22 protein-coding genes and 2 tRNA genes are annotated in these 23,060 nt (G+C 72.7%); 10 read left to right on the forward strand and 14 right to left on the reverse strand.

What is annotated here, in order from left to right; translation table 11 throughout:
- Nucleotides 1-255: 255 nt before the first annotated feature.
- Both OG900_13930 and OG900_13935 read right to left on the reverse strand, forming a co-directional pair.
- Nucleotides 256-972 (reverse strand): hydrolase, encoded by a 717-nt coding sequence (locus OG900_13930; GenBank protein WUH91094.1) that lies wholly within the window; start codon nt 970-972, stop codon nt 256-258.
- Entirely contained in the window at nt 972-1,787 is an 816-nt protein-coding gene (locus tag OG900_13935) for an SOS response-associated peptidase (GenBank protein WUH91095.1), read from the reverse strand. The genes OG900_13930 and OG900_13935 overlap by 1 nt, the downstream gene beginning before the upstream one ends.
- 111 nt (nt 1,788-1,898) lie before the next feature.
- Here OG900_13935 and OG900_13940 point away from each other — a divergent pair, with 111 nt between their 5' ends.
- The 4 genes from OG900_13940 to OG900_13955 all read left to right on the forward strand — a co-directional run bounded on the left by OG900_13940 (nt 1,899) and on the right by OG900_13955 (nt 5,605).
- Nucleotides 1,899-2,612: a M50 family metallopeptidase gene (locus OG900_13940; GenBank protein WUH91096.1), complete on the forward strand. Its 714-nt coding sequence runs from the start codon at nt 1,899-1,901 to the stop codon at nt 2,610-2,612.
- Nucleotides 2,613-2,770: 158 nt separating this feature from the next.
- Complete coding sequence (gene aroA, locus OG900_13945; GenBank protein WUH91097.1) at nt 2,771-4,102, forward strand: 3-phosphoshikimate 1-carboxyvinyltransferase; 1,332 nt, start codon at nt 2,771-2,773, stop codon at nt 4,100-4,102.
- A 3-nt stretch (nt 4,103-4,105) separates the two neighbouring features.
- Nucleotides 4,106-5,122, forward strand: a complete 1,017-nt coding sequence (gene rsgA / locus OG900_13950) for a ribosome small subunit-dependent GTPase A (GenBank protein WUH91098.1) — start codon at nt 4,106-4,108, stop codon at nt 5,120-5,122.
- 159 nt (nt 5,123-5,281) lie between these two features.
- Nucleotides 5,282-5,605 carry a multidrug efflux SMR transporter gene (locus OG900_13955; GenBank protein WUH91099.1) on the forward strand — a complete coding sequence of 108 codons (324 nt, stop codon included), beginning with the start codon at nt 5,282-5,284 and terminating at the stop codon, nt 5,603-5,605.
- 24 nt (nt 5,606-5,629) lie between these two features.
- Here the strand turns inward: OG900_13955 and OG900_13960 are convergent, their stop codons facing one another.
- Nucleotides 5,630-6,259 carry a TetR/AcrR family transcriptional regulator gene (locus tag OG900_13960; GenBank protein ID WUH91100.1) on the reverse strand — a complete coding sequence of 210 codons (630 nt, stop codon included), beginning with the start codon at nt 6,257-6,259 and terminating at the stop codon, nt 5,630-5,632.
- 151 nt (nt 6,260-6,410) lie between these two features.
- Here OG900_13960 and hisN point away from each other — a divergent pair, with 151 nt between their 5' ends.
- From hisN to OG900_13975, 3 genes are all read left to right on the forward strand, one after another.
- A complete protein-coding gene (hisN, locus tag OG900_13965) occupies nt 6,411-7,205 on the forward strand; it encodes a histidinol-phosphatase (protein ID WUH91101.1) in 795 nt (264 codons plus the stop codon).
- 175 nt (nt 7,206-7,380) lie between these two features.
- Nucleotides 7,381-7,773: a CBS domain-containing protein gene (locus OG900_13970; GenBank protein ID WUH91102.1), complete on the forward strand. Its 393-nt coding sequence runs from the start codon at nt 7,381-7,383 to the stop codon at nt 7,771-7,773.
- Between the two features lie 258 nt (nt 7,774-8,031).
- On the forward strand, nt 8,032-8,442 hold the full coding sequence (locus OG900_13975; protein WUH91103.1) for a transcriptional repressor: 411 nt from the start codon (nt 8,032-8,034) through the stop codon (nt 8,440-8,442).
- On the opposite strand, the gene OG900_13980 is transcribed toward OG900_13975, so the two are convergent.
- The 5 genes from OG900_13980 to OG900_14000 form a co-directional block, all read right to left on the reverse strand.
- On the reverse strand, nt 8,439-9,770 hold the full coding sequence (locus OG900_13980) for a hypothetical protein (GenBank protein WUH91104.1): 1,332 nt from the start codon (nt 9,768-9,770) through the stop codon (nt 8,439-8,441). The two genes, OG900_13975 and OG900_13980, sit on opposite strands and share 4 nt — an antisense overlap.
- Nucleotides 9,771-9,893: 123 nt before the next feature.
- A tRNA-Met gene (locus OG900_13985) sits at nt 9,894-9,967 on the reverse strand.
- A gap of 243 nt (nt 9,968-10,210) precedes the next feature.
- Nucleotides 10,211-12,133 (reverse strand): tetratricopeptide repeat protein, encoded by a 1,923-nt coding sequence (locus tag OG900_13990; GenBank protein WUH91105.1) that lies wholly within the window; start codon nt 12,131-12,133, stop codon nt 10,211-10,213.
- A 169-nt stretch (nt 12,134-12,302) separates the two neighbouring features.
- Nucleotides 12,303-12,376: transfer RNA gene (locus OG900_13995), tRNA-Met, on the reverse strand.
- A 42-nt stretch (nt 12,377-12,418) separates the two neighbouring features.
- Nucleotides 12,419-15,361 carry a UPF0182 family protein gene (locus OG900_14000; GenBank protein WUH91106.1) on the reverse strand — a complete coding sequence of 981 codons (2,943 nt, stop codon included), beginning with the start codon at nt 15,359-15,361 and terminating at the stop codon, nt 12,419-12,421.
- Nucleotides 15,362-15,495: 134 nt separating this feature from the next.
- Between OG900_14000 and OG900_14005 the strand changes: the two genes are divergently transcribed.
- Complete coding sequence (locus OG900_14005; GenBank protein WUH91107.1) at nt 15,496-16,053, forward strand: PPA1309 family protein; 558 nt, start codon at nt 15,496-15,498, stop codon at nt 16,051-16,053.
- 76 nt (nt 16,054-16,129) lie between these two features.
- On the opposite strand, the gene OG900_14010 is transcribed toward OG900_14005, so the two are convergent.
- The 4 genes from OG900_14010 to OG900_14025 form a co-directional block, all read right to left on the reverse strand.
- Nucleotides 16,130-17,215 carry a PDZ domain-containing protein gene (locus tag OG900_14010; protein WUH91108.1) on the reverse strand — a complete coding sequence of 362 codons (1,086 nt, stop codon included), beginning with the start codon at nt 17,213-17,215 and terminating at the stop codon, nt 16,130-16,132.
- A 94-nt stretch (nt 17,216-17,309) separates the two neighbouring features.
- Nucleotides 17,310-17,528 carry a hypothetical protein gene (locus OG900_14015; protein ID WUH91109.1) on the reverse strand — a complete coding sequence of 73 codons (219 nt, stop codon included), beginning with the start codon at nt 17,526-17,528 and terminating at the stop codon, nt 17,310-17,312.
- Nucleotides 17,529-17,667: 139 nt separating this feature from the next.
- The gene (locus OG900_14020) at nt 17,668-18,105 is read right to left on the reverse strand and encodes a molybdenum cofactor biosynthesis protein MoaE (protein WUH91110.1); all 438 of its coding nucleotides are present in this window, start codon (nt 18,103-18,105) and stop codon (nt 17,668-17,670) included.
- Between the two features lie 136 nt (nt 18,106-18,241).
- Nucleotides 18,242-19,345 carry an SDR family oxidoreductase gene (locus OG900_14025; protein WUH91111.1) on the reverse strand — a complete coding sequence of 368 codons (1,104 nt, stop codon included), beginning with the start codon at nt 19,343-19,345 and terminating at the stop codon, nt 18,242-18,244.
- A gap of 155 nt (nt 19,346-19,500) precedes the next feature.
- On the opposite strand from OG900_14025, the gene OG900_14030 reads away from it, so the two are divergent.
- Together OG900_14030 and OG900_14035 are read left to right on the forward strand one after the other, a co-directional pair.
- Complete coding sequence (locus OG900_14030; protein ID WUH91112.1) at nt 19,501-21,036, forward strand: zinc-dependent metalloprotease; 1,536 nt, start codon at nt 19,501-19,503, stop codon at nt 21,034-21,036.
- On the forward strand, nt 21,033-21,563 hold the full coding sequence (locus tag OG900_14035) for an NUDIX hydrolase (GenBank protein ID WUH91113.1): 531 nt from the start codon (nt 21,033-21,035) through the stop codon (nt 21,561-21,563). Before OG900_14030 ends, OG900_14035 begins: the two co-directional genes overlap by 4 nt.
- A gap of 31 nt (nt 21,564-21,594) precedes the next feature.
- Here OG900_14035 and OG900_14040 read toward each other — a convergent pair whose 3' ends face one another.
- Both OG900_14040 and OG900_14045 read right to left on the reverse strand, forming a co-directional pair.
- The gene (locus OG900_14040; GenBank protein ID WUH91114.1) at nt 21,595-22,359 is read right to left on the reverse strand and encodes an AIM24 family protein; all 765 of its coding nucleotides are present in this window, start codon (nt 22,357-22,359) and stop codon (nt 21,595-21,597) included.
- Between the two features lie 16 nt (nt 22,360-22,375).
- On the reverse strand, nt 22,376-23,059 hold the full coding sequence (locus tag OG900_14045; protein ID WUH91115.1) for an AIM24 family protein: 684 nt from the start codon (nt 23,057-23,059) through the stop codon (nt 22,376-22,378).
- Nucleotide 23,060 lies beyond the last annotated feature (1 nt).

Here is a 23,060-nt window from a genome sequence, read left to right on the forward strand (position 1 = left end):
GAGTCCCAAAGCGGACACGCTCGTCTCGGAGGATATTGCACTGGCGAGCGAGGCGCCTGATCCGCCCTTGCTCCCGTCCTTGGCGTCACCGCCGGCGGACCACTCCGCCCAGTTCACGAACGGCGCTATGGCCGCCTGTGGGGTGGCCTCGGCCCGGGGCCGGCATGCGGCTGAAACCATGCGGATGCCTCTCTCACCAAAGCTTCGTCAGTGCTGTTCTGTCTTTCGACTCGCACAACGCCACTGCCCCTGTCGTCATTCCCGGGGTGGAGATGCCGTGACAGCGGTACGCGGCTCGGCATGGCCGAGGCCGGCCAGCCAGTCGGCGACAGCCCTGGTCAGGACGGTGAGAGCCGCTTCCTGGGTGATATCGGCCCGCTTGGGCACCCCGAAGCCGTGGTCGGCGTACGGCACCTCCACCGGCTCCTGGCCAGACGGGAATTCGCCAGGTCGGCCGAAGGGGTCGTGGCCGCCCTGCACGGTCAGCAGCGGCAGGGCGGCGGCGGCCGCGGTCAGCTCCGCGGCGCGGGAGGACTCCGGGCGGCCCGGCGGGTGCAGGGGGAAGGCCAGCGCCAGGACGGCGGCGGCGCCGAGGCGTTCGGCCGTACGGCAGGCGACCCTGGCCCCGGCGCTGCGCCCGCCGGCGACCACCGGCAGGCCGGGCGCGGCGAGCGCCGGCCACAGCGCGGTCCAGGCGGTGTCCAGGGTGGCGGGCGCGGGCGCGAGCTTGCGGCCGGCGACCCGCCAGGGCTGCTCCACCAGGGCGACGACCACACCGGCCGGGGGCAGTGCGGCCGCCAGGGCCGCCAGGTCGGCCGCCTCGATGCCGCCGCCCGCGCCGTGGCCGAGCGCGAGCACGCTGCGCGGCCTGCTCGCGCCGTACCAGCTGATCCGCGCCGGTCCTGCCGGGGTGTCGGCCTGCTCGGTGCGGGTGGCCGGGGTGGCGGGGTGCGGTGCGGAGGATGCGTCCATCAGAAGAGTGTCTCCTCCTCCGGCGCGGGCAGCTCGTCGAGCAGTTCCGGCCCGTTGTTCGCGACATTGCTCACAGCGGTGCCGACCGGGTAGGCCCGCATCAGGCCCTCGGGGGGCGGCGCGAGCAGGTCGCGGAGCGTGTCGGGCCCGGTGGTGGCCGGGTCGAGCCAGGCCTCCCAGCGGTCCGGGGTGATCATCAGCGGCATCCGGGGGTGGATGTCGGCCAGCGCGCGCGGCCCGCGGCCCTCGTAGCCGGCCAGTTCGCCGGTCTCGGCGGCGGTGGTGATCACCGTGCAGGTGGTCCACCAGGCGCGCGGGTGGTCGTCGGGCAGGGTGCCGTCCCGCCAGAACTCGTACAGCCCGGCCATCGCCATCACCGAGCCGTCGGCGGGCGTCACGAAATAGGGCTGCTTGCGGGCCCGCTTGCGCCTGCCCGCTTCTTCGAGCTGCCGCTCGCCCGCCGCGGTGACCCACTCGTAGTAGCCGTCGGCCGGGATCAGGCAGCGCCTGGCGGCCAGGGCCCGGCGGAAGGACGGCTTCTCGGCCGCGGTCTCGGCCCGCGCGTTGATCAGTTTCACGCCCACGTCCGGCGTCTTCGCCCAGGACGGCACCAGGCCCCAGCGCAGCACGCGCAGCTGGCGTACCGGATCGGGGGAACCGGAGTCGCGCACCGGACGGTCCAGTACGACGTAGACGTCCTTCGTCGGTGCCACGTTGTAGTCCGGCGCCAGGGTCTCGGTGGGTTCCCATCGGGTGACTCCGAAGAGGCCCGTCAGGTCTTCCGGTTTCCGGCTCGCCGCATATCGACCGCACATGGGTGCCAGACTGCCACGATCACCGGCCCCGGCGGCGGCCGGATCGCAAGGACGTACGAGGAGAAGGCGCGGCCGAGGCCGCGGCGGAGGACGTAAGGGAATGGGCACCGAATGAACGTCGCGAACCTCAGCGAGATGTGGGACCGGCTGACCGGGACGCAGACCGACCCGCCGCGCTGGCTGATCGGGGCGACCGCCGCGGTGGCGCTCGCGGCGGTGCTGTCCGGCGGGGTGTGGCGGGTCGTGCGCAATGCGGTGACCATCGCGCACGAGGGCGGGCACGGTCTGGTGGCGCTGCTGAGCGGCCGGCGACTCGACGGCATAAGGCTGCATTCGGACACGTCCGGGTTGACGGTCTCCCGCGGCAAACCGCACGGCCTGGGCATGGTCCTGACCGCCGCGGCCGGTTATTCGGCGCCGCCGCTGCTGGGCCTGGCGGGCGCGGCCCTGCTGGCGGCCGGGCACATAACCGCGCTGCTGTGGGGGGCCACCGCGCTGCTGCTGGTGATGCTGGTCATGATCCGCAACGCGTACGGGGCCCTGACCGTGGTGCTGACCGGCGCGGTCTTCCTGCTGGTGTCCTGGCTGACCAAGGCCCAGGTGCAGGCGGCCTTCGCCTACCTGGTCGTCTGGTTCCTGCTGGCCGGCGGCGCGAGGCCGGTCGCCGAGCTCCAGCGCAGCCGGCGCAGGGACCGCAGCGGCACCTCGGACGCCGACCAGCTGGCCCGGCTGACCAGGACGCCGGCCGCGCTGTGGCTGCTCTTCTTCTACGTGATCGCGATCTGCTCGCTGGTCGGCGGCGGCCGCTGGCTGCTGGCCCGCTGACCGGCCGTTTCGGCCGTGCCCGCGCCCCCGCCCGGTCCCGCGCACCCCGGAATCAGGGGTTCCGCTCCTGATGACCTCCAGATGACCCGCGGTTTCCGGGATGTTTCGGCTCATTCGCCAACTTATCTCCCCGTACCCGAGCCACTACGCTGGGCCTCATGAGCGACAGCGCCGCGCACTCCCCCCTCTGGTGGGCCGCCCCCACCGCGCCCGGTGCCGTGGACGCGACCGTCACGGTGCCAGGATCGAAGTCGGTGACCAACCGCGCCCTGGTGCTCGCCGCGCACTCCTCGGAACCCGGATGGGTGCGCAGGCCGCTGCGCAGCCGGGACACCGTCCTGATGGCGGACGCCCTGCGGGCCATGGGCGTGCAGATCGACGAGACGGTCAACCCGGACGGCGGCGAGGCCTGGCGGATCATCCCGGCCGGGCTCTACGGCCCCGCCACCATCGACGTCGGCAACGCGGGCACGGTGATGCGCTTCCTGCCGCCGGTCGCCGCGCTCGCCGACGGCCCGGTCCGCTTCGAAGGCGACGCGCGGGCCTACGAGCGCCCGCTGGGCGGCGTGATCGACGCGCTGCGCAGCCTGGGGGCGCGGATAGACGACGAGGGCCGCGGGTCGCTGCCGCTGACCGTGCACGGCGCCGGATCGCTGACCGGCGGGGCCGTCGACGTCGACGCGTCCTCGTCGTCGCAGTTCGTCAGCGCCCTGCTGCTGTCGGGACCGCGCTTCAACAAGGGCCTCGAAGTCCGGCACACCGGACGTACGCTGCCGTCGGTGCCGCACATCCGGATGACCGTGGACATGCTCCGCAAGGCCGGCGCCCGGGTGGACGCCCCGCAGGACGGCGGCACCCGCAATGTGTGGCGGGTCACCGCGGGCGCCCTGCTCGGCCGGGACCTCACGGTGGAGCCCGACCTGTCCAATGCCGCGCCCTTCCTGGCGGCCGCCCTGGTCACCGGCGGCCGGGTGACCGTTCCCGGCTGGCCGCGGCGCACCGCCCAGCCCGGCGACGCGCTGCGGGACATCTTCACCCGGATGGGCGGCTCCTACGAGCAGACCGACCAGGCGCTGACCTTCCGCGGCACCGGCCGGATCCGCGGCATCACCGCCGACCTGCGCGACGTGGGCGAGCTGACCCCGGTGATCGCCGCCGTCGCCGCGCTCGCCGAGGGCGAGTCGGTGCTGTCCGGCATCGCGCACCTGCGGCTGCACGAGACCGACCGGCTCGCGGCGCTGGCCAAGGAGCTGGGCGAGCTGGGCTGCGACGCGACCGAGACCGGCGACGGCCTGCGCATCCGCCCGCGCCCGCTGCACGGCGGCGACTTCCACACCTACGAGGACCACCGCCTGGCCACCGCGGCCGCGGTGCTGGGCCTGGCCGTCGACGGCGTCCGGGTGGAGAACGTGGCGACCACGGCGAAGACACTGCCGGACTTCCCCGAGCTGTGGACCGAGATGCTGGGCACACCGGCAGGGCAGGGCTGAGAGTTGCGTCGCTACGGCAAGAACCCGGACGAGGACGACATCAGGGTCCGCCCCAACAGCAAGGGCACCCGCCCGCGTACGACCATCAGGCCCAAGCACGAGGACGCGGCCGAGGGCATGGTGCTCACCGTGGACCGCGGCCGGCTGACCGTGCTGGTCGGGGACCGCGAGGTCACCGCGATGAAGGCCCGCGAGCTGGGCCGCAAGTCCGCGGTCGTCGGCGACCGGGTCGCGGTGGTCGGCGACCTGTCGGGGGCCAAGGACACGCTGGCCCGGATAGTCAGGGTCGAGGAGCGCGGGTCGGTGCTGCGGCGGACCGCGGACGACGACGACCCGTTCGAGCGGGTGGTCGTCGCCAACGCCGACCAGCTGGCCATCGTCACCGCGCTCGCCGACCCCGAACCGCGCCCCCGGATGATCGACCGCTGCCTGGTGGCGGCCTACGACGCCGGCCTCGACCCGCTGCTGGTGCTCACCAAGTCCGACCTGGCGCCGGCAGAACCGCTGCTCGAGACCTACGGCACGCTCGACCTGGCCTATGTGGTCACCAACCGGGAGGACTTCCTGACCGGCGGCGTCGACCAGATCCGCGAGCGGCTCGCGGGCCGGGTCACCGCCTTCGTCGGCCACAGCGGCGTCGGCAAGACCACCCTGGTCAACGCGCTGGTGGAGCGTCAGCGGACCACCGGCGTGGTCAACGCGGTGACCGGCCGCGGCCGGCACACCACCACTTCGGCCCTCGCGCTGCCGCTGCCGGGCGACGGCCCCGACGGCGCGGCCGGCTGGGTGATCGACACCCCCGGCGTGCGCTCCTTCGGGCTGCACCACATCGACCCGTCCCGGGTCCTGCACGCCTTCCCCGACCTGGAGCCCGGCACCGAGGAGTGCCCGCGCGGCTGCTCGCACGACGAGAAGGAGTGCGCGCTGGACGCCTGGGTAGCCGCCGGTCATGCGGAGCCCGCGAGGCTGGACTCGCTGCGCCGGCTGCTCGCCACCCGCGAGCGGCGCGAGGGCGACTGACCGGTACGGTTGGGCCGCCTCGCATCCCGGTGTGCTGTGTGCTGCTCATGGCGCGGTGTGCTGTGTGATGATCGACAGCGCGCCCCGCCGGTGCATCTGACCGAGGGACAGACGGGGCAGCAGCGCATCGAGCCGAACGAGCCGAACGGAGGCGCCCGGATGCCCTGGCTCCTGGTGGTGGTCGCGGGTCTCTTCGAGACCGGCTTCGCGGTCTGCCTCAAGCTGTCGCACGGCTTCAGCCGGCTGTGGCCCACCGTCGCCTTCTGCGTCTTCGCCCTCGGCTCCTTCGGCCTGCTGACCCTGTCGCTCAAGAAGCTCGACGTCGGCCCTGCGTATGCCGTGTGGACCGGCATCGGCGCGGCGGGCACCGCGATCTACGGCATGGCCTTCCTCGGCGACCTGGTCTCCACGCTCAAGCTCGTCTCGATCTCGCTGGTCGTGGTGGGCGTCATCGGCCTGCAGATCTCCGGCTCCTCGCACTGAGGCCCGTTCAGCCGATCGGGCCGATCAGCCAGTTCCCGCCGGTCCCGCCGGCCAGGCCAGCAGGCCGCGGATGAGCTGGGCGATCCGCAGGCACGACTCCTGCTCGTCGGCGCCCGGCGCGATCACGTACGACAGGGTGAGCCGCAGCGCCGCCTCGCAGGCCCAGGCGACGTCGTCGGGGCGCAGCCGCGGGTAGCCGCGGACCAGCGCGCGGACCGCACGGGCGTGGACGGCGTCGGCCAGGTGCGGGGCGGCTGGGGGAGGGTTCTCGGGCTTCTCCGGATCTCCGGGCCGCTCCGGGTGCTCGGCGAAAGGCGGCCGGGGCGGCGGGGAGTCGGTGAGAGCCGAGCGGATCAGCGGGCTGCGGCGGGCGGACCGCAGCGTCCAGGCCGCGGCCGCCGCGAAGCACTCCCCCGCGTCGGCGCCCGAGTGGCGGGCGGCGGCCAGTGCGCGGTCGACACCGGCCAGGAAGCCGTCCGCCTCCCGCCGGGCCAGTGCTCGGGCCAGGCCGTCCTTGCTGCTGAACTCGTTGTAGAGGGTCTGCCGCGACACCCCGGCGGCCGCCGCGACCTCGGCCATCCTGACCGCTTCCCAGGGCCGCTCGCCGAGCGCGGCGAAAGCGGCGTCCATGAGTGCGTCTCGCACGGTAGGCATCAGTGCCTCCAGGCGGTGCCTCCGGGCCACCGCGGGGGTGGCGGTGTGGCGGCGGACGGACGGCCGTCTAGGGAGAATTGACGCGCCGCCGGGGTCTGTCAAGCTTCCGCGTCGCCCCTGCCCCGCGTACCGCCGCGCTACTGTTCGGCCCATGCCCGACTTCAACGACGACCTGCGGCTGGCCCATGTGCTGGCCGACGCCGCCGACGCCGCGACCATGGCGCGCTTCAAGGCGCTCGACCTCAAGGTCGAGACGAAACCGGACCTCACCCCGGTCACCGAGGCGGACAGGGAGGCCGAGGAGCTGATCCGCGGCCAGTTGGGCCGTGCCAGGCCGCGGGACGCGGTGCTCGGCGAGGAGTACGGGAGCCACGGCAACGGACCGCGCCGCTGGATCGTAGACCCGATCGACGGCACCAAGAACTACGTCCGCGGGGTCCCGGTGTGGGCCACGCTGATCGCGCTGGTGGTACGCGGCGAGCAGGGTGACGAGGGCGTCGTCGGCGTGGTGTCGGCGCCCGCGCTGGGCCGCCGCTGGTGGGCGGCGAAGGGCACCGGCGCCTACACCGGGCGCAGCCTGTCGTCGGCGACCCGGCTGCATGTCTCCCGGGTCGGCCGCCTGGAGGACGCGTCCTTCGCGTACTCGTCGCTGAGCGGCTGGGAGGAGCAGGGCCGCCTCGACGGTTTCCTGCACCTGTCGCGCAACTGCTGGCGGACCCGCGGCTACGGCGACTTCTGGCCGTACATGATGGTGGCCGAGGGCTCGGTCGACATCTGCGCCGAGCCCGAGTTGAGCCTGTGGGACATGGCGGCGAACGACGTGATCGTGCGCGAGGCGGGCGGGCGCTTCACCTCGCTGGACGGCGTCGCGGGGCCCTTCGGCAGCAATGCGGCGGCCTCCAACGGGCTGCTGCACGAGGACCTGCTGGGCTATCTCGGCGGTTGATGACGGTGCGTCGGCCGCTGCCGCGCGGCCGGCTCGCCCCACGCCGCGCGGGCCGCGGCTCGTGCACGTACCCTTGCCCACCGCTGGTGCGCGTGTGATTATGAAGGTACTCCCGCTTGTGAAATTGTGAATCCGTTCACGGACGGCTGCACACACCACCAGGAGGTGCCTGCCCATGCTGGTCCGCGACGCGATGAGCACAGTGGTGCTCACCATCGGCCCCGCCCACACGCTCCGCCAGGCCGCCCAGTTGATGTCCGCCCGCCGCGTCGGCGCGGCCATCGTCCTCGACGCCGACACCTGCGGCCTCGGCATTCTGACCGAGCGCGACGTACTGAACGCCGTCGGCGCGGGCCTCAGCCCCGACCAGGAGCTGGCCGACGCCCACACCACCACCGACGTGGTCTTCGCCGCCCCCCAGTGGACCCTGGAGGAGGCGGCCACCGCGATGCTGCACGGCGGCTTCCGCCATCTGATCGTCCTCGACGGCCGCGATCCGGTCGGCGTGGTCTCGGTGCGCGACATCATCCGCTGCTGGGCGCCGCTGAAGTCGGCGATCCCGGCCTAGCGTTCCCCGCCCAAGGCATGCCAAAGGGGCCGGAGCCCAATGGCGTCCGGCCCCTCCGGCCTCTCGGTCAAGCGCCCCCGGTCAGCCGCGAAGGGCCTGGACCGCGACCGCCAGGCGCTCGCCGAAGCAGGTGTCCGCGCGGTGGAGCCTTCTCCGACCATCGCGGATTCGATCCTACAGTAGACATTGTCCAATCAAAGAAAAAGGCTACTTACGGACACCTTCGGAGTCCGGACCCCCGCTGATAAGCTGACCCCTATGAGTGACCTGCTGGAACGACTGCGCGAACGCGGCTGGCGGCTGACCGCCCAGCGGCGGGTCGTCGCCGAGGTCCTCGACGGCGAGCACGTCCATCTCACCGCCGACGAGGTGCACGCCCGCGCCATAGCGCGGCTGCCGGAGATCTCCCGCGCCACCGTCTACAACACGCTGGGCGAGATGGTGACGATCGGCGAGGTCACCGAGGTCGCCACGGACGGCCGCGCCAAGCGCTACGACCCCAACGCCCACCACCCCCACCAGCACCTGATCTGCACGCACTGCGGCACCGTCCGCGACGTCCACCCGGAGGGCGACCCCCTCGCCGCGCTCCCGGCCGCGGAACGCTTCGGCTTCACGGTCGCCACGGCCGAGGTCACCTACCGGGGGCTCTGCCCGGACTGCTCCTAGGAGCGGGCCTTCACGCCCGGCCGGCCGGTGGCGATACGGGCCGCGGCCCGGCGGACGGCGGCCTCCGGGCGGACACTGCCGATCCAGCGGATCTCCACCGGGACATCGGCGGGCGCGCGGGCGGCCAGGGCCTCGAAGACCTCGCGAGCCGCGCCCGGATCCGGGTCCATCGCCAGCGGCCCGAGCAGGCCGACCAGGTCGTCCCGCGGGGCGAGGCGGCCCACCGCCCGCACCGCGGCCCTGCGCACCAGCGGCGGTGACGAGCGGCGCTGGTCGAGCAGCCGCATCAGGGCCGGTACGTCAGCCGCGTCGCCGCATTCCCCGAGCCCCGCCGCCAGCCCCGCGACCAGCCGTACCGGCGTCGACCTGCCCGCCCGGCCGAGCTGCCTGCGGTAAACAGCCGCGGGCGGCTCTCCACGGCCGTACAACTGCCAACGGGCCGTCGCGCGCACCATCCGCGCCCGGTCCGCCAGCGGGGCCACCAGGCGCGTCGCCGGAACATCCGCGGGCAGCGCCGCCACCGCCAGCTCCCGCACCGCCGCGTCCCTGGCCAGCAACAGCCGGCCCGCCTGGTCAGCGTCCAGGTCGAGCAGCCGCTGCGCGCACAGCGTTCGGCACACCTGGTCGCGGTCGCGCAGCGCCGTACGCAGCAGGTCGCCGCGGGCGTATTCGCCCAGCTCCAGCGCCAGTGCCACACCGAAACGGCGGGCCGCGCAGTCGGCGTCCACCACCAGGGCCCGCACGGCCCTGCGGTGCGGCAGGCGGCACAGCAGGCCGCGGTAGTCCGTGAGCAGCCCGCCGGTCCTGCTGCGGCCCGCCAGCCGCAGCAGCACGCGTACGGCCGCGGCCACCTCCTCGGGGGCGCTGCGCACCAGCAGGGCCGCCGTCGCCCTGGCCCTGACCGCGTCCACCCAGTCGGCACTGCGCAGCGCCAGCCCCGCCACCGCGGCCGGGCCGCCGCAACCTGCCAGGCTCTCGACGGCCGCCTCCCGCACATGCCCGTCGGGTGCGAAGGACCGCAGCAGCAGGCCGAGCACATCGGTGCCGCCCGCCGCGGGTGTGCCGGGTGTCCGCGCCGCGCGGTCCAGGAGCAGCAGCAGCCGGGGCGGCGCCGCGGTCAACGCCGCCAGGGCGGCGGCCCGCTCATGCGCGGCGCCCTGGGCGGGCAGCGCCAGCAGGCGGCCGAGCAGGGCGTCGACCTCCGTGGGCCGCCCGCGGCCCGCGGCCCCGCACCACTCGGCCCAGCGCCCGCTGACCTCGGCTCCCCCGCCCTGGGGGCACCGCCCCCGCCGCCTGCGCAACAATCCCGCCTCCTGAGGACCCGTCACCTCGTCCTCCCTCCAGCATCCCGCGCCCCGCCCCACCCCCGACCGAATCCGGCCGGACTTTGCCCGAACAAGAAGAAGGCCCAGAGGCGGCAGCCTCTGGGCCTTCTTCTTCTACTTCACCAGTAGCGGGGACAGGATTTGAACCTGCGACCTCTGGGTTATGAGCCCAGCGAGCTACCGAGCTGCTCCACCCCGCGTCGTTGTGCCCTCACTGTAGCCCCCGCGTTTCGATCAACGCAAATCCCTTCCCGGGAGCCTTCCTCCCGCCTACCTCTGCGCAAGCTCCGCCCCACCCCGGGGCCCGGCCGGTGGTGGGTTGCGCGCGCAGTTCCCCGCGCCCCTGAAAAACGGTCACCCTCCAGGGGCAACCACCCAGGGGCGCGGGGAATGCGCGACAAGCCACCCACACGGCGCAAGCGTGGAGTCGTCACAGCACGCCGTCAGGCGGATAGCTCCTGGTTGACCGCCGCCGTGAGGCGGGCCGCGCGCTCGGCCACTTCCGCGGGGCCGTAGGCCACAGCCTTGGCGCACCACGAGCGGGCGTCGGTGAGACGCCCGTGGCGGGCCGCGAGGAGGGCGAGGCGGAGCGCCGCACGGCCATGGCCGGCCTCGGCCGCACGGGTCCACCAGAGGGCGGCCTCGGGCTCACTGCCCTCACGGGCGAGCAGCAGCCCGAGGTTGAAGGCACCGTTGCGGGAGCCGGCCTCCGCCGCCAGGCGGTACCAGTGGGCCGCCTGCTCGACGTCGCCATGCTGCGCCGCGGTCATACCGAGGCGCACCTGCGCGCGCCGGTGGCCCTGCTGGGCCGCCCGCTCGTACCACTCGTCCGCCTCCGCGGAACTGTCCCGCCGGTCGAGCAGCGCGCCGAGGCGGAAGGCCGCCTCGGGGCTGCCGCCGCCCGCCGCGCAGCGCAGGTGGCGCTCGGCCCCGTGGTGGTCGCCCTCGCGCTGGAGCGCGAGGGCCACCTGGAGCGCGGCACCGGCGTGCCCGGCCGCGGCGGCACGTTCGTACCAGCCGCGGGCGGCCCCCTCGTTGCCGCGCCCGGCGTGCAGGATGCCGAGGTTGAAGGCGGCGTCGATGCTGCCGGACTCGGCGGCCTTGGAGAACCACGGCTCGGCCCCGTCGGCGTCGCCGTGCTGCAGCAGCAGCACGGCGAGCGCGTTGGCGGCCTCGCGGTGCCCGGCGTAGGCGGCCTTGCGATACCACTGCTCGGCCTGGGGCGTACGCCCCTGGCCTGCGCAGAGCAGCCCGAGGTTGTACGCCCCGTTGACGTCGCCGGCCTCCAGGGCGGCGCGATACCACCGCTCGGCGGTCTGCGTCTCGCCCTCCTGCGCGTGCAGCGCGCCCAGCGCGTTGGCCGCGTTGCCGTCGCCGGCCTGCGCGGCGCGGCGCCACCAGGTCGCGGCCTGGTCGAGGTCGCCGGCGTCACGCAGCAGGAAGGCCAGGGCGCAGGCGGCCCGCGCCTCGCCGTCGCGGGCGGCGGTCAGATACCAGTGCCCGGCCTCCTTGGTCTCGCCGCGCTCCTCCAGCAGGGTGCCGAGCCGCAGCGCGGCCCGCCGGTGGCGGCGCGCGGCGGCCTGCCGATACCACTGCTCGGCCTCGTGGTTGTCGCCGCGCTTGGCGCAGTAGCGGGCGAGCCGGTAGGCGGCCTCGCGGTGGCCGTGCTCCGCCGCGGCGTGGAACCACCGCTCGGCGCCGGCGTCCCGCCGGTGGTCGAGGAGGTCGGCCAGCGCGTAGGCGCCCAGCGCGTGGCCGGACTCGGCGGCCTGGCGCAGCCAGTATTCGGCGCCGGGCTCGTCGCCGCGCTCGCGGTAGTGGCGGCCGAGCGCGTGCGCGGCGGGTGCGGAGCCCGCGACAGCGGCGATACGCCACCAGCCGGCCGCGTCGTCGGCGTAACCGCGCTGGTGCAGCAGCAGGCCCAGGTTGTTGGCGGCGGCGCGGTCCCCGTGCTGGACCGCCTCGCGCAGATACGGCTCGGCGCCGTCGAGGTCGCCGCGGCGCAGCAGCAGGGTGCCGAGCGCGCTCATCGCGAAGGGGTCGCCGTGCTCGGCGGCCCGCCGGTGGCGGGCCTCGATCTCGGCCTCCTCGCGCAGCGCGAGGGTGTCCTCGTCGGGCAGTTCGGCGAGCAGCGCCGGGGGCGCCGCGTCCGCCGCGGGCACGGCGAGGGCGTCGCCCTCCCGGGGCGCGGGCAGCAGCACGGCCACATTCGTCACATCATCGGTCACGGTCGTGGGCGCCGCCGCGGTTGCGGTCGCGGGCGCGGTCACAGCTACGGCGGGCAGCTCCGAGTCGCCCGTCGCGCCATGACGATCATGGTTCTGACGAGCGTTCAGCAGCCTTGCACCATCCCCCATAAGCCCCATCGTCGCACCACCCGCTACCGCCGTACACCTGGTATACCGCAACCCACTTGGTCTCTACAGCGTTTTGTCGACTTCCCGACAAGACGGCATGTCAAACCCATTTCCACGACGTTCACCCGTACAAGCGAAGAGGCCCGAAGTCGCTTGACTTCGGGCCTACTTCATGCAGTAGCGGGGACAGGATTTGAACCTGCGACCTCTGGGTTATGAGCCCAGCGAGCTACCGAGCTGCTCCACCCCGCGCCGTTGTGTCCTAACCGTACCACGACGCGGGGTGTCGCCCGTTCAGCCCTTCTTCGCGGGGGTCTGCGAAGCGCTCGGCTCGGCCTCCTGGGCCCGTTTCAGCGCGTCCCCGAGCCGCCGCTGGGCGTCGCCGTAGGCGTCCCAGTCGGCCTTCTTCATGGCCGCCTGCCCGTCGTCGTACGCCTTCTGCGCGTCGGCCAGCGCCTGGCGCAGCGCGGAGCTGCCGCCGGGCGCCGCCTTCCGGCCGCCCGCGGCGGGCGGTGCGGTGGCCGACGCGGGCGGATCGGCCGCGGCCGCACTGCCGCCGGACGGGCCGAAGAGGTCGTCCAGCGCCGCGGCCAGCGTGGGCTGGTAGGTGATGTCGTCGCCGTAGAGCACCGCCACGCTGGTCAGCACCGGATAGTCGACGCCGGTGGTGCGGACGTAGACCGGCTCCATGTAGAGCAGTCCGCCGTCCAGCGGCACGGTCAGCAGATTGCCGTACTCGACCGTGGAGTCGGAGCCCGAGCGCTTCAGGTCGTTGATCTTGGGCGCCGACTGGCTGTTGGAGTTGATCTTCGCCTGCACCTGTTTCGGCCCCGCGACCGTGGGGCTGGTGGGCAGTTGCAGCAGACGGATGGTGCCGTAGTCGGGGCTGGCCCCGTCCGCGTCGACCGCCATGAAGGCGCTGAGGTTCTGCCGCCCGCTGGGGGTGAAGGTGGTGGTCAGCGAGAAGGCCTTGGCGTCCTGGCCGGGCATCCGCAGGCTCATGTAGTACGGCGGCACGGCCTTGCCCGCCTTGGCCGCCGGGTCGTCGGGCACCGCCCACGCCTGGCTGCTGCTGGAGAAGTCCGACGCCTTGGTGACGTGGTAGGTCGTCAGCATCTCCCGCTGCACCTTGAACAGGTCCTCCGGGTAGCGCAGGTGCGCCAGCAGGTCCCGCGGGATGTCCGCCTTGGGCTTGACCGTGTGCGGGAAGGCCTTCATCCAGGTCATGAGCACCGGGTCCTCGGTGTCCCACTGGTAGAGCGTCACCGTGCCGTCGTAGGCGTCCACGGTGGCCTTGACCGAGTTGCGGATGTAGTTGACCTGGTTCTGCCGGGCGACGACCGAGCGCTGGCTGTCGGTCTGCGAGTCCGCCGTGGTGTCCCCGAGGGTGGTGCGCGAGGCGTACGGGTAGCTGTTGCTCGTGGTGTAGGCGTCCACCACCCACTCCACCTTCTTGCCGACCACCGCCGGATAAGGGTCGCCGTCGATGGTGAGCCAGGGCGCCACCGCCTCCACCCGCTCCTTCGGCGTGCGGTTGTAGAGGATCTTGGAGTCCTTGCCGATCGCCCCCGAGTAGAGGATCTTCGGCTCGCCGAGGCTCACCGCGTAGGCGGCACGGGTCAGCGGATTGCCGAGGCTCACGCCGTCCTTGCCCGTGTAGGCGGTGGTCGTCTCGTGGCCCTTGTCGGCGTAGTCCAGCTCGGGGGTCGGGCCGCCGACGATCGAATACTGCCGGGTCTGCTCGCCGAAGTAGATCCGCTGCTGGACGCCGCCGGTGTCGTCGCCGGGCAGGCCCTGCTCGGTGAAGTCGGGTGCGCCCTGGCTGTCGACCTCGGTGCCCTTGGCCGCGACGACGCCGTAGCCGTGGGTGTATTTGAAGTGGTCGTTGATCCAGTTGTTCTTCGGTATGCCGCTGACGTTCAGCTCGCGCAGGCCGACGACGGTGTCCTGGTCCTGGCCGCCGCCCGCGTCGCGGCCGACGTCCAGGGTGGACGGGAACTGGTAGTAGTCGCTGCTCTGCTGGAGTTGCTGGAAGGTCGGCGAGACCACGTTGGGGTCGAGCACCCGCAGGCTCGCCGAGGCGTCGGCGTCGGCCCGCAGGGTGGTGGCACCCGCGGCGGCCGGGGTGCCGGCCGGCGCCGCCAAGGGCTTCGCGGCCGGCTTGCCCGGGTAGGCCGTCACCTCGGTCTTCGTCAGGCCGTACGCGGCCCTGGTCGCGTCGATGTTCTTCTGGATGTAGGGCGCCTCTTTGGCCGCCTCGTTCGGCAGCACCTGGAATTTCTGCACGATCGCCGGGTAGAGGCCGCCGATCAGGATCGCCGAGAGCACCAGCAGGCCGAAGCCGATGGTGGGCAGCGACCACGTGCGCCGCCACAGGGTGGCGAAGAAGAGCAGCGCGCAGATCACCGCGATGAAGAACAGGATCGTCTTGGCCGGCAGATACGCGTTGGAGTCGACATAGCGCAGCCCGGTCCAGTTGTCGGTGGTCTTGAAGCCGCTGGAGCGGACCGCGAGCGAGTAGCGGTCCAGCCAGTAGGCGGCGGCCTTGAGCGACACGAAGAGGCCCAGCAGCACCGCCAGGTGCCCGGTGGCCGCCGAGGTCGCCCTCGCCCCCGGTGAGGTGATCCGCAGGCCGCCGTAGAGGTAGTGCACGACGGCGGCGGCGATCAGGGACAGGATCACCACGGCGAAGCCGAAGCTCAGCAGGAACCGGTAGAAGGGCAGGTCGAAGGTGTAGAAGGAGATGTCCTTGTGGAACTGCGGGTCCTTGGTGTGGAAGGGCGTCGCATTGACCATCAGCAGCCACAGCCGCCACTGGGTCGCGGCCGAGCCGCCGGCGATCAGCCCGACCACCGCGCTGACCCCGAGCAGCACCCAGGTCTTGTACGGCGCCAGGCCCATCCGGTAACGGTCCAGGCTCTGCTGCTCGCTGGACATCGCGCTCAGCGGCGGCCGCAGCCGGTGCGCCAGGTAGATGGAGGAACCGACGCTTCCGGCCATCACCAGGCCGAAGGAGAGGAAGAGTCCGATCTTGGTCCACGCCATGGTGGAGAAGACCGAGGAATAGCGCACCGAGCGATACCAGAGCCAGTCCGTCCACATACCGGCGAAGGTCACGAACCCGACCAGCAGGACGGCCAGCACACCGAGCACGATGAGCAGGGCGACGGCCCTGCGTGACGGGCGTACGGCCCTCGTGCCGCTGGGCCGTGCCGCCCCTTCACCGCGGTCCGGCATCTGGAATACCAAGGGTGACGCACCTCGAATGTCAGCGTTTTCTGCGGCGTCCCGGGTCGGACTCCCACAGATGCAACTTCACCACGCTTTGGCCGGTTCCCGATTCCGGCGGGGAAGGGGGGAGGATACGCACCATGTCCAACATTGCGACCGATGGAACACCCCTCGCGGCGAACCCGCTGACCCGTGCCGTACTGGAGATCGACGCCTACGCGGCCGGTCTGGGCTGGGACCAGCCCGCACGGCTGTTCGCCCTTGTCGACACCGACCAGCTGCGCAGCCAGGAGCCGGGGCTCGCCGACCAGCTCGGGCTCGGCGAGCAGGGCGAGGCGGGCTCCCTGACCCCGATCGAGCAGGAGGAGCTGCCGTCGGGCACCGCGCTCGACGACTTCCTCGCCACCATCGCGTGGCCCGACGTGATCGCCGGCTGCGCGCTGACCGTGGAGCGGCTGATGCTGCCGCCGTCCGCGGAGGCGGCGCTGCCCGAGGACCTGGACGACGCGGCGCTGGCGTCCTGGGTGGCCGCCCACCCGGAGCGGCAGGAGGTGCGGATGACGGTCGCGGTGCTGCGCGACGGCGCCCGGGAGTCCGCGGTGCGGCTGCGGGAGAAGGACAGCCCGACCGAGGTGCTGACCGGCGCGGACCTGGTGCCGGGCCTGGCGCAGGCGCTGACGGCGACGTTCGAGGCGTAATCCGGCGGCAATGTGCCGCCGCGGGCGCGGCAATGGGGGTCGGGCGTGGCAATGTGCCGCGCCCGACGCGCCGGGTTCAGCTCGTTGAGCAGCTGGGCAGCGCGGCGGTGTCGCCGGACTTGATGTCCTTCAGCGCGGACATGGCGTCGTCCAGGGTCTTCACCTTGACCAGGGTGAGGCCGTGCGGGATGTCCTTGGCGGCCTCACCGCAGTTGTCGGCCGGGGTGAGGAAATACTGGGCACCCTTGTCGCGGGCGCCGATCGTCTTCAGGCTGATGCCGCCGATCGGCCCGACATTCCCGCTGTCGTCTATCGTGCCGGTGCCCGCCACGAACTTGCCGCCGGTCATGTCGCCCGGTGTGAGCTTGTCCACAATGCCGAGCGCGAACATCATGCCGGCGCTGGGGCCGCCGACGTCGGCGAGCTTGATGTCGATGCTGAACGGGAAGAGGTGCTCGACGCCGGCCTGGATGCCGACGACCGCCCGGCTCGGCCCGGTGTCGTCGGACTTCCTGGTGGTGATCGTCACCTGGTGGGTCGGCAGCCCGTCGGCGGACTTGCCCTTCGCGTCGGCGGCGTCCACCACCGTGAAGACCACCTGCTGGCCCGGCTGGTGCTCGGTGACCAGCTTGGCCACGTCGTCGGGCTGCTTGATCGCGGTGCCGTCCACCGCCTTGATCACGTCGCCCGCGTGCAGCCGCCCCTGCGAGGCGCCGCCGCTGACCACCGCGCCCACGATCACCCGCGAGGGGACCGGGATCTTCAGCTCGTTCAGCGCCGCGACCTTGGCGCTGTCCTGGGACTGGGTGAATTCCTCGGCATTCTGCTGGTCGGCCTGTTCGGCGGTCTGCCCCTTGGGGTAGAGCGTGTCGTGCTCGACGACCTTGTCGTCGTGCCGCAGCCAGCCGAAGACCGATTCGATCAGGTTCATGTGGTAATCGGCGCCGGTCACCCGGACCGTCGTCATGTTCAGATGGCCGTCCGCCGGGAAGGTCTTCCGGCCGGCGATCTGGATCACGGTGTCGCCGTCGTAGGTGCCCAGGGTGTTCACGGTGGGGCCCGGCGACATCTCCGAATACGGGGACGGCACGAGCAGGGCCACGCTCAGCAGCGCTATCAGCGTCAGTGTCGAGGCGAGCAGCGTCGCGGTACGGCTGGGCATGCAACGACATTACGTGACCGGCCGGCGATTCGGCTCCCCGGGTGACTCCGGACGGGGACGCCGCCAGGCCGCGCGCACAGCGGCCCCACAGGCCTCACACAGGCTCGGCGTCGGTTGCGTCACTCTCGCCCGGTTCGCCCTTCGGCGACCCCATCGGGGGCGGCTCGCCGGGCTGCATGGCCGTACGGAACCGCTCGTAGCCCGCGAGGGAGGCCCCGTCGGCGGTGCTGCGGGTGCGCGCGGCCCAGCGCGCCCAGACCACGGCGACCAGGAAACCGACCAGCGGAATGAGCAACCAAGCGACTGCTGCCACAGCGAACTCCCGACCCCACACACCGGCAAAACGGACCTATGAGCAGATTAACGACTCAACAGGTCAACGTTCTGCCGGGCCACGGGGTTACGCAACCGGAATTCCCCCTGGCAGCCGACCGGCCCGGCCGGGCCGGGCTCTAGCTGCCGACCCACTCCTCGGTGCCGTCGCCGAAGCTCTGGTGCTTCCAGATCGGCACCTGGCTCTTGAGGTCGTCGATCAGCCGGCGGCTCGCCGCGAAGGCCTCGCCGCGGTGCGCGCAGGACACCGCCACGATCACCGCGAGGTCGCCGACCCGCAGGTCGCCGACCCGGTGCACGGCGGCCAGCGCGCGGACCGGGAAGTCCGCCGCGACCTTCTCCGCGACCCGGCGCAGCTCCTGCTCGGCCGAGGGGTGCGCGGAGTACGACAGGCCGGTCACCGCGGCAGCGGACGGCCCGTCGTGGTCCCGCACCGTCCCGACGAAGATCGCCGTGCCGCCCGCCGCGTCGTCGCCGACCGCCGCGAAGACCTCGTCCAGCGACAGCGGGGTGTCGCGGACGGCCAGCAGCCGGATCGGGTCGTCGGAGGATGCCATGCGGGACATGCTGCCTCATCTGCCCGCGATACGGAAAGAGGCTTCCATTGGCACCGGGCCGGGTCGCTGCCGTGCCAGGGCGCCGCCGGGGCACGTCTCCGCCGGGCCGGGTCTCGGCCGGGCGCGGCGCCGCCGGTCAGATGCCGCGCCGCTTCCTCGCCCTGCGCACCAGTGCCGCCGTACCGACCAGGGCGACCGTGGCGCCCGCCGCGCCCAGCGTGGTGGCGTCCTTGCGGCCCAGCCGCCGCCCGGCCACCGAATTGCGGCCCGCGACCTCTTCGAGCAGCTCGGCGAGCACCTCCTCGTTGGTCCAGCGCGGCCGCCAGCCCGCCTCGTGCAGCCGGCTGCCGCTCACCACCCACGGGTGCATGGTGTACGCCAGGTCGCCGGCCGGCGACGGCGTCAGGCCGAGCCGGTGCAGCCTCGACGCGGCGCCGAAGGCGATGGCCGGCGGCAGCTCCATGCGCCGGATGCCGCTCAGCTCCTCGACCTCCTCCTGCTCCAGCCAGCCGTCGCAGCCGACCGCCATCTCGCCGTCGACCTTCTCCAGCACGGCGTATTCCAGCGCCGAGACCAGGTCCTCGACATGGCAGAACTGCCAGCAGGGCCGGCTGCCCGCGACCACCAGCAGCCGCGGCGACTCGAAGTAGCGGGTCAGCGCGGTGTCGGTGCCGCCGACGAGCACGGCGGGCCGCAGTATCGTCACATTGAGCCCGGGGTGGGCCCGCGGCGCCCGGCGGCCGAGCCGCTCGATCTCCAGCAGGTCGTCCACGAAGCTGGCCTCCGAGGTGGCGCGCAGCGGCGCGTCCTCGGCCAGCGGCACATCGTTGTCGGCCTGGGCCCCGTAGACCATCGCCGACGTGCACAGCACCACCCGGTGCACCCCGGCCGCCGCGGCGGCCGTCAGCACGGTCTGGGTGCCGCGCACGTTGAAGGCGGACCTCGCCTTGGCGTCGGACTCCAGATCCAGGTCCATCGCCAGGTGCACCACGACGTCCGCGCCGCGCAGCTTGTCGGCGATCGCCGGGTCCCTGACGTCGAGCACCCGCCAGGCCGCCCCCGGCAGGTCCCCGCGCCGCTCGTCGATCGCCACGACCTTCCTGACCTGGTCGGACTCGACCAGCCTGGAGGCCAGCGCGAGGCCGACGCCGGAGGCGGCACCGGTGATCGCGACCACCGGTCCCGAGGCGCCTCTGGCGGTGCTCCGCTCTGGGCGAACGTGTGCTTCTGGGGAACTCACCGGGTGTCTCCCACGGTTGTCTCAGTTGCGTACTCAGCTGTACCTGCTACGGCGTACGCAGCCATCCTGCCGGACAGGTGTCTAGGCTTGGAGGTACAGCCCATCACACCCGGACCACCACGACAGCCCACCACGACACAGATCCGAGGAATCCCGTGAGCGACACTCCATTCGGATTCGGCGTCCCTCCCGAGGAGCCGGAAGACGGCGACGAAGGCAAGCAGCGCAAGGGCGGCAGTGGCGGCGGTCAGCCGGCGAACCCCTTCGGATTCGGCGGCGGGAACCCGTTCGGACCGGGCGGCCCAGGCGGCGACAACCCGTTCGCGGCCATGTTCGGCTCCATCAACCCCAACGACCTGGGCGCCGCCTTCCAGCAGCTGGGCCAGATGCTCTCCTACGAGGGCGGCCCGGTGAACTGGGACATGGCCAAGGACATCGCCCGGCAGACCGTCGCCCAGGGCACCCCGGACGGCGTCAAGGACGCCACCGTGGGCCGCGCCGACCGCGCCTGGATCGAGGAGGCGGTCCGCCTCGCCGACCTGTGGCTGGACGGTGTGACCTCGCTGCCCTCCGGGTCCGGCACCGCGGTGGCCTGGAGCCGCGCGGAGTGGGTCGAGGCGACCCTGCCGGTGTGGAAGGAACTGGTCGACCCGGTCGCCGAGCGGGTGGCGGGCGCCATGGGCGATGTGCTGCCCGAGGAGATGCAGGCCATGACCGGGCCGCTGCTCGGCATGATGCGCTCGATGGGCGGGGCCATGTTCGGCTCGCAGATCGGGCAGGCGCTGGGCACCCTGGCCGGCGAGGTCGTCGGCTCCACCGACGTCGGCCTGCCGCTGGGTCCGGCGGGCAAGGCCGCGCTGCTGCCGGCGAACATCGAGGCGTTCGGTGCCGGGCTCGGCGTGCCGCAGGAGGAGGTGCGGCTGTATCTCGCCCTGCGCGAGGCCGCCCACCAGCGGCTCTTCGCCCACGTGCCGTGGCTGCGGGCGCACCTGTTCGGCGCGGTCGCCAGCTATGCGCGCGGCATCAAGGTGGACACCGCCCGGCTCGAAGAGGCGGTGGGCCAGCTCGACCCGACGCAGCCCGAGCAGCTGCAGGAGGCCCTGCAGCAGGGCATGCTCCAGCCCGAGGACACCCCGGAGCAGAAGGCGGCGCTCGCCCGTCTGGAGACGGCGCTCGCGCTGGTCGAGGGCTGGGTGGACGCGGTGGTGCACGCGGCCGCCGCCCCGCACCTGCCGTCCGCGGGCGCGCTGCGCGAGACGCTGCGCCGCCGCAGGGCGTCCGGCGGCCCGGCGGAGCAGACCTTCGCCACCCTGATCGGGCTCGAACTGCGGCCCAGGCGGCTGCGGGACGCGGCCCGGCTGTGGGCGTCGCTGACCGACGCGCGCGGCGTCGACGGGCGCGACGGCCTGTGGGCGCACCCGGACATGCTGCCGACCGCCGACGACCTCGACGACCCCGACGGCTTCGTCCACCGGGACTCCCCCGACTTCGACTTCTCCGAGCTGGACAAGATGCTCGGCGAGGCCGCGGAGAAGTCCGGGTCCTCCGCCGCGGACAAGGACGCCTCCGCTGGCCAGGACGCCTCCGCTGGCCAGGACGCCTCCGCTGACTCCGGCGAGGACACCGGCTCCGGCAAGGACGCGGGCGACGACGGCGACACCGGCCGGAAGGGCGGCGAGAGCGGCAAGTGAGCGCACTGCACAAGGACGCGGTGGGCGTCCTGGAGGGCTGGAGTGCGCCCGACGCCGGCCAGGAGGCGCTGCGCACGGACTATCTGGCGTATCTGGCCGCGCACCCCGACGGGATGTGGAAGCCGTGTGCCTCCGGGCACATCACGGCCGGCGCGCTGGTGATCGACCCGCCGCGCGAGCGCGTGCTGCTGACGCTGCACGCCAAGCTGCGGATGTGGCTGCAGATGGGCGGCCACTGCGAGCCCGAGGACACCACGGTCGCCGGGACCGCGCTGCGCGAGGGCGTCGAGGAGTCCGGCATCGAGGGGCTGCGGCTGCTGGTGCCCGAGCCGGTGCAGCTCGACCGGCACCTGACTCCGTGCGCCTGGCATCTGGACGTGCAGTATGCGGCGGTCGCGCCGGAGGGCGCGGTCGAGGCGATCAGCGACGAGTCGCTCGACCTGCGGTGGTTCGGTTACGACGAGGCGGCCGAGATCGCGGACGGCTCGGTGCGCTCGCTGCTGGCCAGGACCCGCGCGCTGCTCTGAGCGGGTCCCGGCCCGCGGTCGGGCGGGGCGGTCAGTTCGACCAGATGTTGCCCTGGTTCTGCGCGTGCGAGCCCTGCGGGCCCAGTCCGTACTGAGCGCGCAGGCCGCCGCCCAGCGGCATGTTCTGCGGCGGCATCAGCTCGCTGGGCTGCACCAGGACGTGGCCCTGGCCGACGAAGTTCAGCTCCCAGCCCTCCCCGGTGTTTCCGCGGCGGCGGAAGACCGAGCTGCTGCTGGTCTGCGCCTGCATCTGCACCCGCAGGCTGCTGGACCAGGCGACGACGGCGTCCGCGTCGCAGGACACGTACTTGTCGGGGGTGACCGGCATCAGCAGCGGCTTGCCCGACGTCATCAGGGCGACCTTGCCGCTGCCCGAGATGTTCAGGTTGTACTGCCCGGTGCCCGACAGGCCGAACTGGCTGTCGACCGCGATGACGTCCCAGTGCAGCCCGGAGTCCAGCGCCAGGACGTAGGCGCTGTCCACGGTCAGGCCGTCGTGGTCGACGTCGAGGATGTGGATCTGCTGGGCCAGGTTGGCCAGGTAGACGGTGCCCTGGCCCGAGCAGCGCATCAGGTCGAGGCCCTCGCCCGTGTGGCCGCGGGCGCCGCGCTGCTGGCGCGACTGGTATTCGCCGTCGAATTCGATCATGCCCTGGTAGGCGACCATCGAGCCCTTGCGGGCCAGGCAGTCGGGCCCGGTGCTGCCGTCGAGGCGGACCCGCAGCAGATACGAATTCTGCAGGCTGTAGTGGTCCTGGTTCTGGACCTCGGTGAACGCGAAAAGCGGACTCTGCATGATGTGTCGCTCCCCCTCAGCCCCGCGCCCGCAGGCGGTCGGTGCTGTCCTCGCTCGGCTGTACGACCACGAAGCCCTGCCCGGAGAAGGCGATCTGGAAGGCCTCCCCGCTGCCCCGCCCGATCAGCGACGACGCCTTGAAGCTCCGCTTGGCCTTCATCTTCAGTCCCGACGACCAGGCCACCAGCGCGTCGGGATCGACATAGGTCTCGTCGGCGCCCCTGCCGCAGTCCACCACGATCGGTGTGCCGCGGGAGGTCACCGCCACCCAGCCGGCGCCCGACACCCCGACGTTGAAGAGGCCCTGCCCGGCGAATTTGGCCAGGCCCTTGACCCGCTCGACGCCCCAGGTCAGATGGGCGTCGAAGGCGAGCAGATTGGTGCCGTTGACCGACACCGACTCGTTGTTCAGGTTCAGGCACACCACGTCGGCGCCGTAGTCCGCGAGATAGAGCAGTCCGTCGCCGCTGCACTTCATGATGGGTGTGCTCTCACCGGTCAGCCAGGCCGACGCCATCTGCCGTACGGCGGGCGGATTCGGCTCGTACTGCACGAAGCCCTCGTAGGCGACCATCGAACCGGTGCGCGCGAAGAGGTCCTGGCCGGTCGACATGGCGACCTTGAGCATCGAGGAGCCGTGGTTCTCCATCCGGGCGACGACCGGTGCCGGTGCGTAGCCCGCGATCATCTGCTGGTCCATG

This window comes from Streptomyces sp. NBC_00433 (genome assembly GCA_036015235.1).
Classification (GTDB): Bacteria; Actinomycetota; Actinomycetes; order Streptomycetales; family Streptomycetaceae; genus Actinacidiphila.